The following is a 14,668-nucleotide window of genomic DNA, read 5'->3' on the forward strand; positions in this document are numbered from 1 at the left end:
GGACGCATTCTGAAGTTTGTGTCGCGCGGGGCTGCCCGAACGTCTGTTGCCACGCCGAGCCGGCGGCTAAGTAGTCGGGGTTGGAACGGTGGAGGCGGATTGTGAACGAGATGACGATGGCGAAGTTCGGCCTGGGGGCGTCGACGCTCAGGATCGAGGACGAGGCGCTGGTCACGGGCCAAGGCCGCTACACCGACGACGTCGTCCCGGAGGGGACGCTGTGCGCCGTCCTCCTGCGCTCGCCCATCGCGGCGGGCTCCTTCACCGTCAAGGACGTCGAGGCTGCGCGCAACGCTCCTGGGGTCCACCTCGTGCTGACGTACGCCGACATCGCCGAAGAGCTCGACCCGCTGCCCTGCCGCGCCGCGATGAAGCAGGAGGACGGCTCGCCGACGGTGGTGCCGCCGCGCTACGCGCTCGCCAAGGAGGAGGTGCACCACGTGGGCGACCCCGTCGCGCTCATCGTGGCCGACACCGTCGCCCAGGCGAACGACGCGGCCGAGCTCATCGACGTTGATTGGCAGCAGCGCGACAGCGTCGCCGACGCCGCGGCTGCGCTCGAGGACGGTGCGCCGCTCGTGTGGCCGGACCGCGGGACCAACCTCGCCTTCCGGTACGCCGTCGGTGACAGCGCCGCCACGGACGAGGCCTTCGCCAAGGCCGACAAGGTGGCCAAGCTGGAGCTCGTCAACAACCGGCTGGTGACAAACTACCTGGAGTGCAGGGGGTCGCTCGCGCAGTACGACGAGGCGAGCGGGCGCCACACGCTGACCGCCGGCACCCAGGGTGGGCATGGCGTGCGCGGCGTGCTGGCCGAGATCCTGAAGGTCGACGAGGACAAGATCCGCGTCGTCACGCCGGACGTCGGCGGTGGATTCGGCACCAAGATCTTCGTTTATCCCGAGTATCCGCTGGTGATGACGGCGGCCAAGCGCCTCGGCCGCCCGGTTAAGTGGATCTCGGGTCGTTCCGAGGCCTTCATGTCCGACAGCCAGGGGCGGGACAACGTCACCACCGCCGAGCTCGCGATGGACGCGGACGGCAAGTTCCTCGCCCTGCGCGTCGACCTCAAGGCGAACATGGGCGGCTACCTCGCGCAGTTCGGTCCCTACATCCCGTTCGTCGGCACCACGATGGCGCCGGGGGTCTACGACATCCCCGTGATGTACGTCGCCATCAAGGGCGTCTTCACCAACACGCTGCCGGTGGACGCCTACCGCGGTGCGGGCCGGCCGGAGGCGGCCTACACCATCGAGCGCCTGGTCGACGAGGCGGCTCGCACCGCCGGCGTCGACCGCATCGAGCTGCGCCGCCGCAACTTCATCAAGCCGGATGAGATGCCCTACAAGACGGCGGCGGGCCGGACCTACGACACCGGCGAGTTCGACGGCCACATGACGCGCGCCATGGAGGTGCTCGACTGGGACGGCTTCGCCGCACGCGAGCGCGAGAGCGCGGCCAAGGGCGCGCTCCGCGGCATCGGCCTTGCCACCTACATCGAGGCGTGCGCGTTCCCCGGCTCCGAGCGCGCCGAGGTGGAGCTGTCCGCCGACGGCAAGATGACGCTCCTCATCGGCACGCAGACGAACGGCCAGGGCCACGCGACCGCTTACACCCAGATCATCGCCGACCGGCTGGGCGTCGACCCTTCGACCATCGAGGTGATCCAGGGCGACACGGACCGGGTGAAGACCGGCGGCGGCACCGGCGGCTCGCGCTCCATCCCGCTCGGCCTCCCCTCGGTGGACGCGGCGTCGAGCGAGCTCGGCGAGAAGCTGAAGGCGCTGGCGTCCGACAAGCTGGAGGCGGCGGCCGACGACCTCGAGTTCGCCGGCGGCGCGGTGCGCATCGTCGGCACCGACCGGTCCGTCACGTTCGCCGAGCTCGCTGCCGACGCCGGCGGGCTTTCAGGCGCGGGCGAGGTCAAGCAGGCCGAGCCGACGTTCCCCAACGGCACCCACGCCTGCGAGGTCGAGATCGACCGTGCCACCGGCAAGGTCGTCGTGGAGCGCTACGTCATCGTCGACGACTTCGGCGTGCCGGTGAACCCCGTCCTCCTCGAGGGCCAGGTGCACGGCGGCATCGTCCAGGGCATCGGCCAGGCGCTCTACGAGCGTACGGTGTACGACGAGGAGGGCCAGCTCCTGTCGGCCTCGCTCCTCGACTACGCGGTCCCGCGGGCGGACGACGTGCCGTTCTTCCACTTCGAGATGCGCAACGTGCCGTCCAAGCACAACGCAATGGGCATCAAGGGCGCCGGCGAGGCGGGCTCCATCGGATCGTGCGGCGCGGTGATGAACGCCATCTGCGACACGCTGTGGCGCAACTGCGGCGTCGCCCACGTCGACATGCCGGCGACCCCGGATGTCCTGTGGCGCATCATGCACGAGGCGTCGCAGAAGGCCGCCTGACAGGCCGATCGACGCCTCGGCGGGAGCGGCCGCGCGGCTGCCCTCGCCGAGGCTCCTGCGAGGAGGTCGGCCCGCTTCGAGGGTGGACCAGCACGCGGGCGGCGGATGCTGCGCGCGTTGACACCTTCTCGAGCCCCACGATAGCTTGACCGACCAAACGACGCGCGGCCGCCACGCACGGCCGTGCACAAGATCCCACGCGGGGTTCGCCGTTCGCGGCGTCGCGCGAAGGCGGTCGAGGGGAGGACGGCATGAGGCCCGACCATCGTCCGGGCACGCGGTTGCGCCGGCTCGCTGCCCGCGCACTGCCGCTGGCCGCCCCGCCGTCGTGACGCTGCGGTGAGAGCGTTCCGGCCCATCGAGACCATCGGCTTCGTCGGCCTCGGCGTGATGGGCGAGCCCATGTGCCGGAACCTCGCTCGTCGGCTCGCTGAAACCGGTGCAGAGCGCCTCATCGTCTTCGACGTTCGGGCCGAGCCGGTCGAGCGCCTTGCCGCGGACGGCGCCGCCGTCGCCCCCTCTCTCGACGCTTTGGTCGCAACGGCCGACGTCGTCTGCCTCTCGCTGCCGGGCGGGCCGGAGGTGGAGGACGTGGTGACGCGTCCCGGCGGCATCCTGGATAACGCACGCGATGGCACCATCGTGCTCGACCTGTCGACGACGCCGGTGGAGCTCACGCGAAAACTCGCTGAACGCCTCGGCGAGCGGGGCCTCAGCCTGGTCGACGCCCCCGTCGCGCGCACGCGGCAGGCGGCCGAGGACGGCACGCTCGCCATCATGGTCGGCGGCGACGACGAGGCGGTGCGGGCAGTCTGGCCCATCCTGACGACCATGGCGAGCGACATCGCCCACTGCGGCGGCCACGGCGCCGGGCAGATGGTGAAGATCCTCAACAACATGGTCCTCTTCCAGACCGTCCACGCGCTGGCCGAGGCCCTCGCCGTCGCGCGCCGTGCGGGGCTCGACGGCAAGGTGCTGTTCGACGCGCTGTCCAATGGGTCCGCCGACAGCTTCGCCGTGAGGAACCACGGCATGAAGGCGCTCCTGCCGGGAGACTTCCCGGAGCGCGCCTTCCCCGTGACCTACGCGGCGAAGGACCTGTCCTATGCCTTGGACCTCGCGAACTCAGTAGGTCTGTCACTCGCCGGAGCCGACGCGGTGCGTGCGGCCTTCCACGCCGCGGAAGCCGCAGGCGACGGCGCGCGCTACTGGCCGGTGATCGGCCGCACCATCGACGACGCCGGCCCAAACGCAAGGGACCGGTGCGCAACGACGACCAGAACGACAGGAGAGGAAGCCCGATGAAGTCGATCCCGTCCCTCGTTGCCGCCGGTGCGGCGCTGGCGGTCCTCGTGGCGGTCCCCGCCGCCGCGCAGCAGCAGCTCCGCCTCGCGCACTACGCGTCGACGTCGAGCACCACCCACGCCGCCGCCGAGCACTTCAAGGAGGAGGTGGAGCAGCGCACGGACGGGGAGATCACCGTGTCCATCCACCCCGCCCACGAGCTCGGCGACGACCCGAGCCAGGTGCGCGGCGTGCGGCTCGGCACCATCGACATGGCGGTGATCGGCAACCCGTTCTTCACCGCCGTCATCCCGGAGCTCAACGCGCTCGACCTCCCGTTCCTGTTCGAGAGCCCCGAGCACGCCTACCGCGTCCTCGACGGCGAGATCGGCGAGACGATCCACGGGTGGTTCCAGGAGGAGGGCATGCAAGTCCTCGGCAACTGGGAGATCGGCTTCCGCAACATCACCAACAGCGAGCGGCCCATCGTCGAGCCGTCGGACCTTGAAGGCCTCGCCATCCGCACGACGCCGAACCCGGCGCACATCAAGGCCTTCGAGACGTGGGGCGCGAACCCGACGCCGATGTCGTTCAACGAGGTCTACCTTGCGCTGGAGACCGGCGCGGTGGACGGCCAGGAGAACCCGGTGGTGCTGATCCACGCCGTCCGCTTCCACGAGGTGCAGGAGCACATGAGCCTGACCCGGCACGCGTACACCGCTGCCTACCTCGTGATGAACCGCGCCAAGTTCGATGGCCTCACGGAGGAGCAGCGCCAGATCCTGCTGGAGGCGGGACAGAACGCCGGGCAGTTCGAGCGGGACCTCGTCGCCGAGCGTGAGTCGAAGAGCCTCGAGGCGATGAAGGCGGAGGGGCTCCAGGTCGAGGAGAACCCGAACCGCGAGGCCTTCATGGCGGCGGCGAAGGACGTGACGCGCGCGGCCTACGTGGAGGAGCATGGCAGCGAGCTCCTGGACCGCATCGACGCGGCGCGCTGATCGGCGGGTCCCATGCGATCGGCGAGCGTCGCCCTTGGCGTCCTCACGAGGGCGCTCGACCTCGTCGTCGGCGTCCTCCTCGTCGCCATCGTTGCGATCACCCTCGCCGGCGTCGTCGCCCGATACGGCCTTGGCACCTCGCTCGCGTGGGGACCCGAGCTCACCACGTTGCTCTACGTGTGGATGATCGTGCTCGCCGCGGCGAAGGCCGGTCACATGCGCATCACGATGATCGTCGACGTCCTGCCGCCGGTGGGGCGTCAGGCTGCGCGGCTGGTGTCGCTCGCGATCTCCCTCGCGTGCCTGGCCGTCCTCGTCGACGGCAGCCTCGCCCTGTGGGATCTCACCGCGGGCGACCGCTTCACGGCACTGCCGGTCTCGCAGTCGCTGTTCTTCGTCGCCGTCGTCGTCGGCGGCGCGCTGTGGGCGCTTGTCATCGTCGCCCGGTTCGCGGCGCGGCGCGGCGACGAGCCGGAGCCTGCGCCGGGCGGCATGGTCGACTAGGTGGCCGTCGCGATCCTCATCGGCGTGCTCGTCGCGCTGAGCGCGCTGGGCGTCCCCCTGGTGTTCGCGATCTTCGCCGCGGCCGTCGTCACTGTGCTCCTGGTGCGGCCGGGGCTGCCCCTCGACGTCGCCGCGCAGATGTTCGTCGATGGCATCGACTCCTCGCTGCTCCTCGCCATCGTGTTCTTCTTCCTCGCGGGCGAACTCATGAACCAGGGCGGCATCACCGCCCGGATCGTCGCCTTCGCTGCGGCGCTCGTCGGGCACATCCGCGGCGGGCTCGGCCATGTCAACGTCATGTCGAGCCTGCTGTTCTCCGGCATCAGCGGCTCGGCCATCGCCGACACGGCGGCCGTCGGCACCATCATGATCCCCGCCATGGCCGAGCGGGGCTACTCCAAGGCGTTCTCCGCTGCGCTCACGCAGACGTCCTCCATCGTCGGGCCGATCATCCCGCCGTCGATCCCGATCATCATCTACGCGGTGCTCGCCGAGCAGTCCGTCGGGGAGCTGTTCGTCGCCGGCATCGTGCCTGGCCTGCTCCTCGGAGCCTGCCTGATGGTCACCGTCTACCTGATCAGCGCGCGACGGGGCTATGAGCGGGGTGCGCGGGCGTCCGCCGCCCTCCTCGGCCGCACCTTCCTCGACGCGCTGCCGGCGCTCGGCATGCCCGTCATCATCGTCGGCGGCATCCTCGGCGGGGTGATGACGGCGACGGAGGCCGGGGCGGTGGCCGTGCTCTACGGCCTCCTCGCCGGCTCGCTCGTCTACCGCGAGCTGACCTTGCGGAAGGTGTGGGCGGCGACGGTGAGCGCGGCGACGGGTGCGGCGAGCGTGCTCGTCATCGTCGGCGCCTCGACCTTCTTCGCGTTCATCGTCGCCGATCAGCAGATCAACAAGGATGTAGCGGCGCTCGTGTTCTCCATCAGCGACGACCCCACCGTCGTCCTCCTCGCGATCGTCGCGGTCGGCCTTCTCGTCGGCATGCTGATGGATCCGCTCGCCGCGCTCATCATCATGGTGCCGGTGTTCCTGCCGACGGTGATCGAGACCGGCGTCGACCCCGTGCACTTCGGCCTCATCATCGTGCTCACGTTGATGATCGGGCTGTGCACGCCGCCCGTCGGCTACCTCATCTACATGTCGGCCTCCATCGCCGGCGTCGCGCCGGAACAGGTGGTGCGCGAGAGCCTCCCCTTCCTCGCAACGCTCGTGGTCGCGCTCCTCCTGTGCGTCCTGTTCCCCATCCTCACGCTCGGACTGCCGCGGCTCCTCGGCTACTGAGCGATGGCCCCGACCTCAGCGGGGCACGAACCGACGAAGGTCGCCCATGCCAAGACGCTTCATCGACCTGTCGACACCGATCCGCACCGAGCACGTCCGCTGGCCGGTGGAGCGGCGCGAGGCGAGGAGCCACGGCGACGGCTCCTACGTGCAGGCGAGCTGGCTCGGCTGGCCGGTCCATGGCTTCACCCACATGGACGCGCCACGCCACTTCGACGCCGACGGCGGGACCACGAGCGACGTTCCCCTCGAGGCGTGCGCCGGGCCCGCGGTCGTGGTCGACGTCTCGGCGGTGGGGCCGGACGAGCCGGTCACCGAGGCGCTGATCGCCGGCGCCGGGGCGGACGTGCGCGAGGGCGACATCGCGCTCATCCGCAGCGCCTGGGACACGCGGGCCTCCATCGACACCGCCGAGTTCTGGACCACCGCCCCCTACATGACGACCGAGGCGAGCCGCTGGCTGCGCGCGCGCGGCGTCAAGGGCGTGGGCTTCGACTTCCCGCAGGACCGCTGCATCCGCGACCTCGTCACCGGTGCGCGCGAGCCAGCGCTGGAGGAGAACGTGACCCACGTTGAGCTCCTGCTCCGAGGCGTCATCATGTTCGAGTACCTGTGCAACATGGCGGCGATCGTCGCCCCTCGGGTGGAGTTCTTCGGGCTGCCGCTCAAGGTCCCCGACTGCGACGGTGCACCGATCCGCGCCGTCGCGGTCGAGGACGCCTGACCGATGGACCTTGCCTTCCTGCTGGCGCGCTCGGGCCCGGACGCCCCGACCACCGCCGCGCTGATCGGCGTCGGCGAGTTCGGCCGTACGCTCCTGATGCAGTCGCGCTCCATCGCCATGCTGCGACTTGGCGTGCTGTGCGACCTCGACGTCGAGCGCGTCCTGCGCCTGTGCACGTCGGCCGGCATCGACGCCGTGGCCGCCGACGGCAGGACGCGAGCTGAGGCGGCGATGCAGGCCGGCCGCGTCGTCGTGACCGCGGACGCGGAGCTCGCCGTCAGCCTGCCCGTCGACGTGGTCGTGGAGGCGACGGGGAGCGCGCAGGCCGGCGCGCAGAACACCTCGGCGGCGCTCGACCAGGGGCGGCACGTGTGCCTCGTCACCAAGGAGGCGGACTGCGTCGTCGGCCCGCTCCTGTCGCGCCGGGCAAAGGCGGCCGGGCTCGTGCTGAGCCAGGTGGACGGGGACCAGCCGAGCCTGCTGCTCGCGCTCCTGTCGCGGCTGCGGGTCCTCGGGTTCGAGGTCGCCTGCGCCGGCAAGGCCAGCGAGCACGACTTCGTCTTCGACGGCGCGAGCGTCCGCTCCCACGGTGCGGAGGTGACGGCGCCACGGGACATCATGGGCGGCGCCGACCGAGGCTCCGCCGAGCTCGTCGCTTGGCGAGCCGAGGTGCTGGGCGCCCTCCCCCAGCGAACCGCGCCGGACTACTGCGAGCTCGCCCTCGTCGCGAACGCAAGCGGCCTGGTGCCAGATCGGCCCCGCCTCCACGCCGCCGTGGCAAGGCTCGGCGAGCTCCCGTCGCTGTACCGACCGGTGGACGAGGGCGGCGTGCTCGCCGGCAACGGACGGCTCGACATCTTCAACGGTCTGCGACGGGACGACGAGGTCAGCCCAGCCGGCGGCGTGTTCGTGGTGGTCAAGGCGCCGGACCCCGAGACGGGGCAACTGTTCCGCGCCAAGGGCATCCCGACGAGCGCGGACGGAGGGCACGTCCTCGTGTTCAACCCGGTCCACCTCCTCGGCGCCGAGGCGCCGCTGTCGATCCTCCTCCCGCACCGCCTCGGCATCTCCACCGGCGCGCAGGGATCCTCCGCGACCGTCGACGTGACCATGCGCGCGAGCCGCCGATTGGGTGCGAGCGAGCGACTGACCGACCTCGGCCATCACCACCGCGTCGACGGGGTCGAGGCGATGCTGACGCCCTACGCTGCGCTCCGCCCGGACGCCCCGGTGCCCTACTTCCTGGCCATCGACCGCCCGCTCGTGCGCGATGTGGCCGAGGGCGCGACGATCACGGTCGCGGACGTCAACCTCGACGAGGGCTCGACGCTCCTGTCGTTGCGCCGCGAGCAGGACGCCCTGACCGACGCACAGGAGGAGGACCTGCGATGACGGAACGTCGCGCCAGCGTGCGCAACATCGCCGAGGAGCCGTGGCAGGAGTTCCCAGGGCACCACGGCGGGGCGCTGTCGAAGGCGCTGGTGCGGCCGGAGACCGTCGGCTCGCGTAAGCTCGACTACCGCATCTCGACGTACCGGCCGATGGCGCACGTGGAGCGTCACGCGCACAAGGTGCAGGAGCAGGTCTACCACGTCCTCGAGGGCGAGGGCCTGATGGAGATCGGCGACGAGGCCCGCGTGGTGCGGCGCCACGACGTCATCTACCTGCCGCCAGGGGTGCCGCACGCCATCGCCAACACGGGGCTCGGCGACCTCACGTTCATCGTCGTCACAACGCCGGTCGACGACGAGGGGACTGATCAGCCCAAGCGCTCGATGAGGCTCGTCGCGGCGGCGGGGTTCGCCGCCTTGTGCCCGCCGATGACGAACGCGAACACCTCCCGTGCACCCCTCGCGGCAGGCTCGGCGAGGCACGCGGGGCTCGGCGCCGTGCCGCGTGCCAGCGCAGCGAGGGACTCGGCGTGGCGATCGAGGGCGGCCTCGTCGTAGCCCTTTGCCTCGTCCTCGCGCGTTCCCAAGAGCCGCACGTAGGCGAAGTCGGCGCACAGGTCGGCGATCTCGGGATGACGCGAATCCCGTGCCCAGACGATGGCGACGCCGGCGCGCCGGGCCAGCGCGACGACCTCGGGCACGCGGAAGCTGTCGTGGCGCAGCTCCACCGCGTGACGCAGGCGACGACCGCCGGCGCTGTCCGGAAGCAGCGCGAGGAAGGCGGCGAAGTCGGCCTCGTCGTAGCGCTTGGTCTCAGGGAGCTGCCACAGGATCGGGCCGAGGGCATCGCCGAGCTCGGTCAAGCCACCGAAGACGAACCGTTCGACGCTCTCGCCGGCGTCCGCCAGCACCTTGCGGTTCGTGGCGTAGCGCGGCGCCTTCACGGTGAAGACGAAGCCGTCCGGCACCTCGCCGCGCCACTTGGCGAACGTCTCCGGCCTTTGCGAGCGGTAGAACGTGCCGTTGATCTCGAGCGCGCTCATCGTGCGCCCGGCATGGGCGAGCTCGTCCTTGTGGGCGAGCCCCTTCGGGTAGAACGTCCCCCGCCACGGCGCGTAGGTCCAGCCGCCGACGCCGATGCGGATGGCGCCAGCCTTCGCCATCGCGTCAACGGGTCAGCGTGCGGGCGACGGCGTCGCTCCACGACGCGAGGCGCCGGCGGCGCTCGGCGTCCTCCATCTGCGGCTCGAAGCGGCGGTCGCGCTGCCAGGATGCGGCGAAGCCCTCCTTGTCGGGCCATACTCCGGCGGCCATCCCGGCGAGCCAGGCGGCTCCGAGCGCCGTCGTCTCCGTGATCGACGGACGGTCGACGGGCGCGGCGATGATGTCCGCCAGGCGCTGCATCGCCCAGTCGGACGCCGCCATGCCGCCGTCCACGCGCATCACCGTCGCCTCGCCCACAAAGTCGCGGCGCATGGCCTCGACGAGGTCGTGGGTCTGGAAGGCGACGCTCTCCAGCGCCGCGCGGGCGAGCTCGGCCGGCCCTGTGCCCCGCGTGATGCCGTAGAGCGCGCCGCGCGCGTCCGCGTCCCAGTGCGGCGCGCCGAGGCCGACGAAGGCGGGCACCAGGACGACGTCCTGGTTCGGGTCCGCGCGCGCGGCCAGCGCCCCGGACTGGGCGGCGTCCTCGATGACGCCGAGCCCATCGCGCAGCCACTGCACCGCGGCGCCGGCGACGAAGATCGCCCCTTCCAGCGCATAGGTCGTCTCGCCGCCAAGCCGGTAGGCGATCGTGGTGAGGAGGCGGTTGGAGGAGGCAACGCGCTCGCCGCCGGTGTTGATGAGCGCAAAGCAGCCGGTGCCGTAGGTGGACTTCACCATGCCCGGCGCAAAGCACGCGTTGCCGATCACCGCGGCCTGCTGGTCGCCGGCGACGCCGCGCACCGGAACGCTCGCGCCGAACAGCGCCTCGTGGGTCGTGCCGTAGTCGTCGGCGTTGTCCCTCACCTCGGCGAGCATGGCCAACGGGACGCCGAGGAGGCGAGCCATGTCCTCGCTCCATCGCCCTGTTTGAAGGTCGAACAGCAGCGTGCGCGAGGCGTTCGTCACGTCTGTGGCGAAGGTGCCGGTGAGCTTGGCGATCAGGAAGGTGTCGATGGTGCCGAACACCACAGCGCCCGCCTCGGCGCGCGCACGCAGGCCCTCCACCTCGTCGAGCAGCCAGGCGAGCTTGGTGCCGGAGAAGTAGGGGTCGAGGAGGAGGCCGGTCGTGCCCGTAACCTGAGGCTCGGCCCCTTCGTCGCGCAACCGCGCACAGCGGCCGGCCGTGCGCCGATCCTGCCAGACGATGGCACGGTGCACCGGACGCAGCGTCTCACGCTCCCACACCGCGACGGTCTCGCGCTGGTTGGTGATGCCGATGGCGGCGACGTCCCGCGCCTCGAGCTTCGCAGCGGCGAGCGCCGACTTCACCGTCGACACGGTGGTGCGCCAGATGTCCTCTAGGTCGTGCTCCACCCAGCCGGAGCGCGGGTAGTGCTGGGTGAACTCCTCCTGCCCGACGCCGAGGATCCTCCCCTCGGCGCAGAACACGATGGCGCGCGTCGAGGTGGTGCCCTGGTCGATGGCGAGGATGGGTGCGGTCATGGGACTTCGGCCGATGGGACACGAGCCTCGGCCCATCGCCCATCACCTGTCAAACGGCGATCCACACGTCGGCGTAGGCAGAGCCTCTGCGAGAGGACGTGATGTTGCACGGAGGCTTTGCAAGTGCCGGCCGCGCCCGTCGCTGGCCCCGGTGGGATCGCACGGCGGCGGGGAACCCGCCGTGCGCCGCGACCATTTGGTCGGCACACCTTGGAGGAGCCAGATGGCAGATATCAACGTCAGCCACTCGAACATCCGCGCGAGCCGGGTCAACGGCACGACGGTCTACAACACCGCCGGCGAGCAGCTCGGCACCGTCGAGGACGTCGTCATCGGCAAGCGGGATGGGAAGGTGAAGTACGCGATCATGTCGTTCGGCGGCTTCCTCGGCATCGGCGAGGAGTACCATCCGCTGCCCTGGGACACGCTCGACTACGACACCCAGAAGGACGGCTACACCGTGTCCGTGACGCGCGAGCAGCTCGAAGGCGGACCGCGCTACGACACCTCGAACGAGCCGGACTGGGAAGACGAGGCCTACCACCGCAGCCTCTACTCGCACTACGGCCTGACCTACCCCGCGATCTGAGGCGAGCGCTGCCCCGTCGGTCAAGGCCGCCGGGGCAGCCTCTAGGCTGGGGGCACCCCGCTCGGCTCCGCGCCGACGAAGGCCCACGCAGCCGCGGCCTCCTCCGGGTCGAACGGCCGCGCCTCCGTCGGCGTGATCGGGTCCATGGCCTTGATCATCGCCGCGGCCACGGCGGGCGCGCCGATCACCGCGTATCGCTCCACCTTCGCCGGCGCCCGCGCCATGCTGCGGGCGACCTCGGGGCTCAGCGCCGCGGGGATGTCGGTGAGCTCGAAGTCGTCGAGGACCAGCAGGAGGTTGATGGCGGCATGGTGGTCGAAGGCGCGGTTCACGACCCCGGCCATGGCTTCCATGTCGTCACTTTCTACGTCCGGCCCGAGGCGGAACGCGAGGACGTCGGCTCGGCCGGTGCCGAGCTCCTGCACGGTGGGCGTGTTCAGCATGGCTCCCCCGACGGCGTGACGGTGTGACCGTTCCTGCGCCAATCGCCCGCCAGCCGCGAAAGGTTCCCCCCGTCCCCGCGCTCGCGGGACGCGACCCTGGCAGCGCATGATCAGGGATGCGACCACCGGCGACGCGGGTGCCATCTGCGCGATCTGGAACGACGTCATCCGTTCGCCGCACATCACGTTCACGACGCTGGAGCGGTCCGAGGCGGAGGTGGCGGCGCTGATCGCGCATGGTGCCGTCGCCGGGCTGCCGTTCCTCGTGGTCGAAGAGCGCGAGGTACTGGGCTTCGCGACCTACGCTCAGTTCAGGCGGGGGCCGGGCTATGCCCGCACGGTGGAGCACACGATCAACCTTGCCTCGTCGGCGCAGGGACATGGCCACGGCAGATCGCTCATGAACGCGCTGCTGGACCGCGCAAGGCAGGGCGGCGTGCGGTCGATGGTCGGCGCCGTGAGCGGTGCCAACCCGGCCGCGATCGCCTTCCACGGAAGGATGGGGTTCACCCGCGTCGGGCTCATCCCCGACGCGGGCTACAAGTACGGCGCCTGGCTCGACCTCGTGCTGATGCAGCGGCGCCTCGAAGGCGCCGGCGGCGGACCGCCGGCGCCCGGTGCGCCTACTGCCAGCGCTGGATGATGTCCTCGTAGGCGACGGTCTCGCCCTGGGGCTTCTCGTTCTCCAGCTTGGGCTTGGGCGAGCCCTCCACCTCGGTCAGCCAGTAGGACGGGTCGCGCTCCTCGTTGAGCCGCGGGCCGCAGCCGCCGTAGACGTTCGCCCGCTCGTCGGCCACCTGCATGCGCGCCATGACGGCGTCCATCTCCGTCGCGAGGCGGTCCATCGCCTCCTGCGGGGTGAAGGTGCCGGCGTTGACGTCGCCGATCTGCTGCCACCACAGCTGCGCGAGCTTCGGGTAGTCCGGCACGTTGACGCCGGTCGGGGTCCAGTTGACCCGGTCGGGCGAGCGGTAGAACTCGACGAGCCCGCCGAGCTTGTCTGCGCGCTCGGTGAAGCTCTCGTGGTTGACCGTGGAGTCGCGGATGAAGGTGAGCCCGGTGTGGCTCTTCTCCACGTCGACGGTCTTGGACGTCACGAACTGGGCGTAGAGCCATGCGGCCTTGCGCCGGTCGAGCGGGGTCGACTTCAGGAACGTCCAAGCGCCGGCGTCCTGGTAGCCGAGCTTCTGGCCCTCCTCCCAGTAGGGGCCATGCGGCGAGGGAGCCATGCGCCACAGCGGCATCCCCTCCTCGTCGACGGTGTTGTTGCCCTCCTCGAGGCTCTTCACCATGTCGGCGGTAAACGCGGTGTACCAGAAGATCTGCTGCGCCACGTTGCCTTGGGAGAGCGCCGGCAACGACTGGTAGAAGTCGTAGGAGGCGGCGGCAGGCGGGGCGTACTCGCGCAGCCACTCGTCCCACTTGCCGATGGCGTAGACCGCCGCGGGAGCGTTGGTCGCGCCGCCGCGCGACACGGACGCGCCGACCGGGTTGCAGGACCCCTCCTCCATGCGGATGCCCCACTCGTCCACAGGGCGCCCGTTGGGCAGGCCCTGCGAGCCCGCGCCCGCCATGGAGAGCCAGGCGTCCGTCATGCGCCAGCCGAGGTCCGGCGCGCGCTTGCCGTAGTCCATGTGCCCGTAGATCCGCACGCCGTCGATCTCGCGCACGTCCTCGGTGAAGAACTCGGCGATGTCCTCGTAGGCCGACCAGTTGACCGGAACGCCGAGGTCGTAGCCGTACTTCTCGCGGAAGCGCGCCTGGTAGTCCTCGTTGTCGAACCAGTCCTTGCGGAACCAGTAGAGGTTGGCGAACTGCTGATCCGGGAGCTGCCAGATCGCACCATCCGGGCCAGTCGTGAAGCTGATGCCCATGAAGTCGTCGAGGTCGAGCGTCGGGCTGGTGACGTCCGCGCCCTCCCCTTCCATGAACTCCGACAGGTTCACCGCCGCCTGCAGCCGTGAGTGCGTGCCGACGAGGTCGGAGTCGTTGACGTAGGCGTCGTAGAGGTTGCGGTTGGTCTGCATCTGGGTCTGCACCGCCTGGACCACCTCGCCCTCGCCGAGGAGCTGGTGGTTGACCGCGATGCCGGTGATCTCCTCGAACGCCTGGGCGAGGGTCTCCGCCTCGTAGGAGTGCGTCGGGATCGTCTCCGACAGGACGTTGATCTCCATGCCCTGGAACGGCTCGGCGGCGTTGACGAACCACTCCATCTCGGCGAGCTGCTCCTCGCGGGTGAGGACCGAGCGCTGGAACTCCTCGTCGATCCAGCGCTCGGCGGCCGCCATGTCGGCGAGCGCCGGCGCCGCCGTCACGAGCGCGGCGACGCAGGTGGTGGCGAGTAGGACGTGTCTCATCGTTTCTCCCTGAGTTTTGTTTGGTTGGTCCGGCGCT

Annotated in this window: 13 protein-coding genes and 1 pseudogene; 10 read left to right on the forward strand and 4 right to left on the reverse strand. The window is 70.6% G+C overall.

The features are described from left to right. Positions 1-110: 110 nt before the first annotated feature. The 8 genes and pseudogenes from ACOOE8_RS01360 to ACOOE8_RS01395 all read left to right on the forward strand — a co-directional run. On the forward strand, positions 111-2,411 hold the full coding sequence (locus tag ACOOE8_RS01360; RefSeq protein WP_420394592.1) for a xanthine dehydrogenase family protein molybdopterin-binding subunit: 2,301 nt from the start codon (positions 111-113) through the stop codon (positions 2,409-2,411). Between the two features lie 339 nt (positions 2,412-2,750). Beyond that, positions 2,751-3,716 carry an NAD(P)-dependent oxidoreductase gene (locus tag ACOOE8_RS01365; protein ID WP_420393117.1) on the forward strand — a complete coding sequence of 322 codons (966 nt, stop codon included), beginning with the start codon at positions 2,751-2,753 and terminating at the stop codon, positions 3,714-3,716. Next, entirely contained in the window at positions 3,713-4,693 is a 981-nt protein-coding gene (locus ACOOE8_RS01370) for a TRAP transporter substrate-binding protein (protein ID WP_420393118.1), read from the forward strand. The genes ACOOE8_RS01365 and ACOOE8_RS01370 overlap by 4 nt, the downstream gene beginning before the upstream one ends. A 12-nt stretch (positions 4,694-4,705) precedes the next feature. After that, positions 4,706-5,197 carry a TRAP transporter small permease gene (locus ACOOE8_RS01375; RefSeq protein ID WP_420393119.1) on the forward strand — a complete coding sequence of 164 codons (492 nt, stop codon included), beginning with the start codon at positions 4,706-4,708 and terminating at the stop codon, positions 5,195-5,197. Continuing rightward, positions 5,198-6,481, forward strand: a complete 1,284-nt coding sequence (locus ACOOE8_RS01380) for a TRAP transporter large permease (protein WP_420393120.1) — start codon at positions 5,198-5,200, stop codon at positions 6,479-6,481. A 46-nt stretch (positions 6,482-6,527) separates the two neighbouring features. Beyond that, positions 6,528-7,205: a cyclase family protein gene (locus tag ACOOE8_RS01385; protein ID WP_420393121.1), complete on the forward strand. Its 678-nt coding sequence runs from the start codon at positions 6,528-6,530 to the stop codon at positions 7,203-7,205. Between the two features lie 3 nt (positions 7,206-7,208). Further along, positions 7,209-8,597, forward strand: coding sequence for a flagellar biosynthesis protein FlgA (locus tag ACOOE8_RS01390; RefSeq protein ID WP_420393122.1), 1,389 nt, complete (start codon positions 7,209-7,211; stop codon positions 8,595-8,597). A gap of 149 nt (positions 8,598-8,746) precedes the next feature. Beyond that, a pseudogene (locus tag ACOOE8_RS01395) lies at positions 8,747-8,878 on the forward strand (cupin domain-containing protein); the annotation flags it as partial. An 86-nt stretch (positions 8,879-8,964) separates the two neighbouring features. Here the strand turns inward: ACOOE8_RS01395 and ACOOE8_RS01400 are convergent. Together ACOOE8_RS01400 and glpK are read right to left on the reverse strand one after the other, a co-directional pair. Continuing rightward, positions 8,965-9,759 (reverse strand): DUF72 domain-containing protein, encoded by a 795-nt coding sequence (locus tag ACOOE8_RS01400; protein WP_420393123.1) that lies wholly within the window; start codon positions 9,757-9,759, stop codon positions 8,965-8,967. A 4-nt stretch (positions 9,760-9,763) separates the two neighbouring features. After that, positions 9,764-11,242, reverse strand: a complete 1,479-nt coding sequence (glpK, locus tag ACOOE8_RS01405) for a glycerol kinase GlpK (RefSeq protein WP_420393124.1) — start codon at positions 11,240-11,242, stop codon at positions 9,764-9,766. A gap of 223 nt (positions 11,243-11,465) precedes the next feature. On the opposite strand from glpK, the gene ACOOE8_RS01410 reads away from it, so the two are divergent. After that, positions 11,466-11,831, forward strand: coding sequence for a PRC-barrel domain-containing protein (locus tag ACOOE8_RS01410; protein WP_420393125.1), 366 nt, complete (start codon positions 11,466-11,468; stop codon positions 11,829-11,831). A 41-nt stretch (positions 11,832-11,872) separates the two neighbouring features. Here ACOOE8_RS01410 and ACOOE8_RS01415 read toward each other — a convergent pair whose 3' ends face one another. Further along, positions 11,873-12,274 carry an STAS/SEC14 domain-containing protein gene (locus tag ACOOE8_RS01415; protein WP_420393126.1) on the reverse strand — a complete coding sequence of 134 codons (402 nt, stop codon included), beginning with the start codon at positions 12,272-12,274 and terminating at the stop codon, positions 11,873-11,875. 106 nt (positions 12,275-12,380) lie between these two features. Between ACOOE8_RS01415 and ACOOE8_RS01420 the strand changes: the two genes are divergently transcribed. Next, positions 12,381-12,917: a GNAT family N-acetyltransferase gene (locus ACOOE8_RS01420; RefSeq protein WP_420393127.1), complete on the forward strand. Its 537-nt coding sequence runs from the start codon at positions 12,381-12,383 to the stop codon at positions 12,915-12,917. Here the strand turns inward: ACOOE8_RS01420 and ACOOE8_RS01425 are convergent. After that, positions 12,898-14,631 (reverse strand): ABC transporter substrate-binding protein, encoded by a 1,734-nt coding sequence (locus tag ACOOE8_RS01425; RefSeq protein WP_420393128.1) that lies wholly within the window; start codon positions 14,629-14,631, stop codon positions 12,898-12,900. The two genes, ACOOE8_RS01420 and ACOOE8_RS01425, sit on opposite strands and share 20 nt — an antisense overlap. Positions 14,632-14,668 lie beyond the last annotated feature (37 nt).

The organism is Acuticoccus sp. (assembly GCF_965213555.1).
Classification (GTDB): Bacteria; Pseudomonadota; Alphaproteobacteria; order Rhizobiales; family Amorphaceae; genus Acuticoccus.

Bases quoted from the DNA above. Each gene is read 5' to 3' on its own strand.
- ACOOE8_RS01375 (WP_420393119.1), top strand. From the start codon at position 4,706: ATGCGATCGGCGAGCGTCGCCCTTGGCGTCCTCACGAGGGCGCTCGAC.
- ACOOE8_RS01360 (WP_420394592.1), top strand. From the start codon at position 111: ATGACGATGGCGAAGTTCGGCCTGGGGGCGTCGACGCTCAGGATCGAG.
- ACOOE8_RS01370 (WP_420393118.1), top strand. From the start codon at position 3,713: ATGAAGTCGATCCCGTCCCTCGTTGCCGCCGGTGCGGCGCTGGCGGTC.
- ACOOE8_RS01420 (WP_420393127.1), top strand. From the start codon at position 12,381: ATGATCAGGGATGCGACCACCGGCGACGCGGGTGCCATCTGCGCGATC.
- glpK (WP_420393124.1), bottom strand. From the start codon at position 11,242: ATGACCGCACCCATCCTCGCCATCGACCAGGGCACCACCTCGACGCGC.
- ACOOE8_RS01385 (WP_420393121.1), top strand. From the start codon at position 6,528: ATGCCAAGACGCTTCATCGACCTGTCGACACCGATCCGCACCGAGCAC.
- ACOOE8_RS01425 (WP_420393128.1), bottom strand. From the start codon at position 14,631: ATGAGACACGTCCTACTCGCCACCACCTGCGTCGCCGCGCTCGTGACG.
- ACOOE8_RS01415 (WP_420393126.1), bottom strand. From the start codon at position 12,274: ATGCTGAACACGCCCACCGTGCAGGAGCTCGGCACCGGCCGAGCCGAC.
- ACOOE8_RS01400 (WP_420393123.1), bottom strand. From the start codon at position 9,759: ATGGCGAAGGCTGGCGCCATCCGCATCGGCGTCGGCGGCTGGACCTAC.
- ACOOE8_RS01410 (WP_420393125.1), top strand. From the start codon at position 11,466: ATGGCAGATATCAACGTCAGCCACTCGAACATCCGCGCGAGCCGGGTC.
- ACOOE8_RS01390 (WP_420393122.1), top strand. From the start codon at position 7,209: ATGGACCTTGCCTTCCTGCTGGCGCGCTCGGGCCCGGACGCCCCGACC.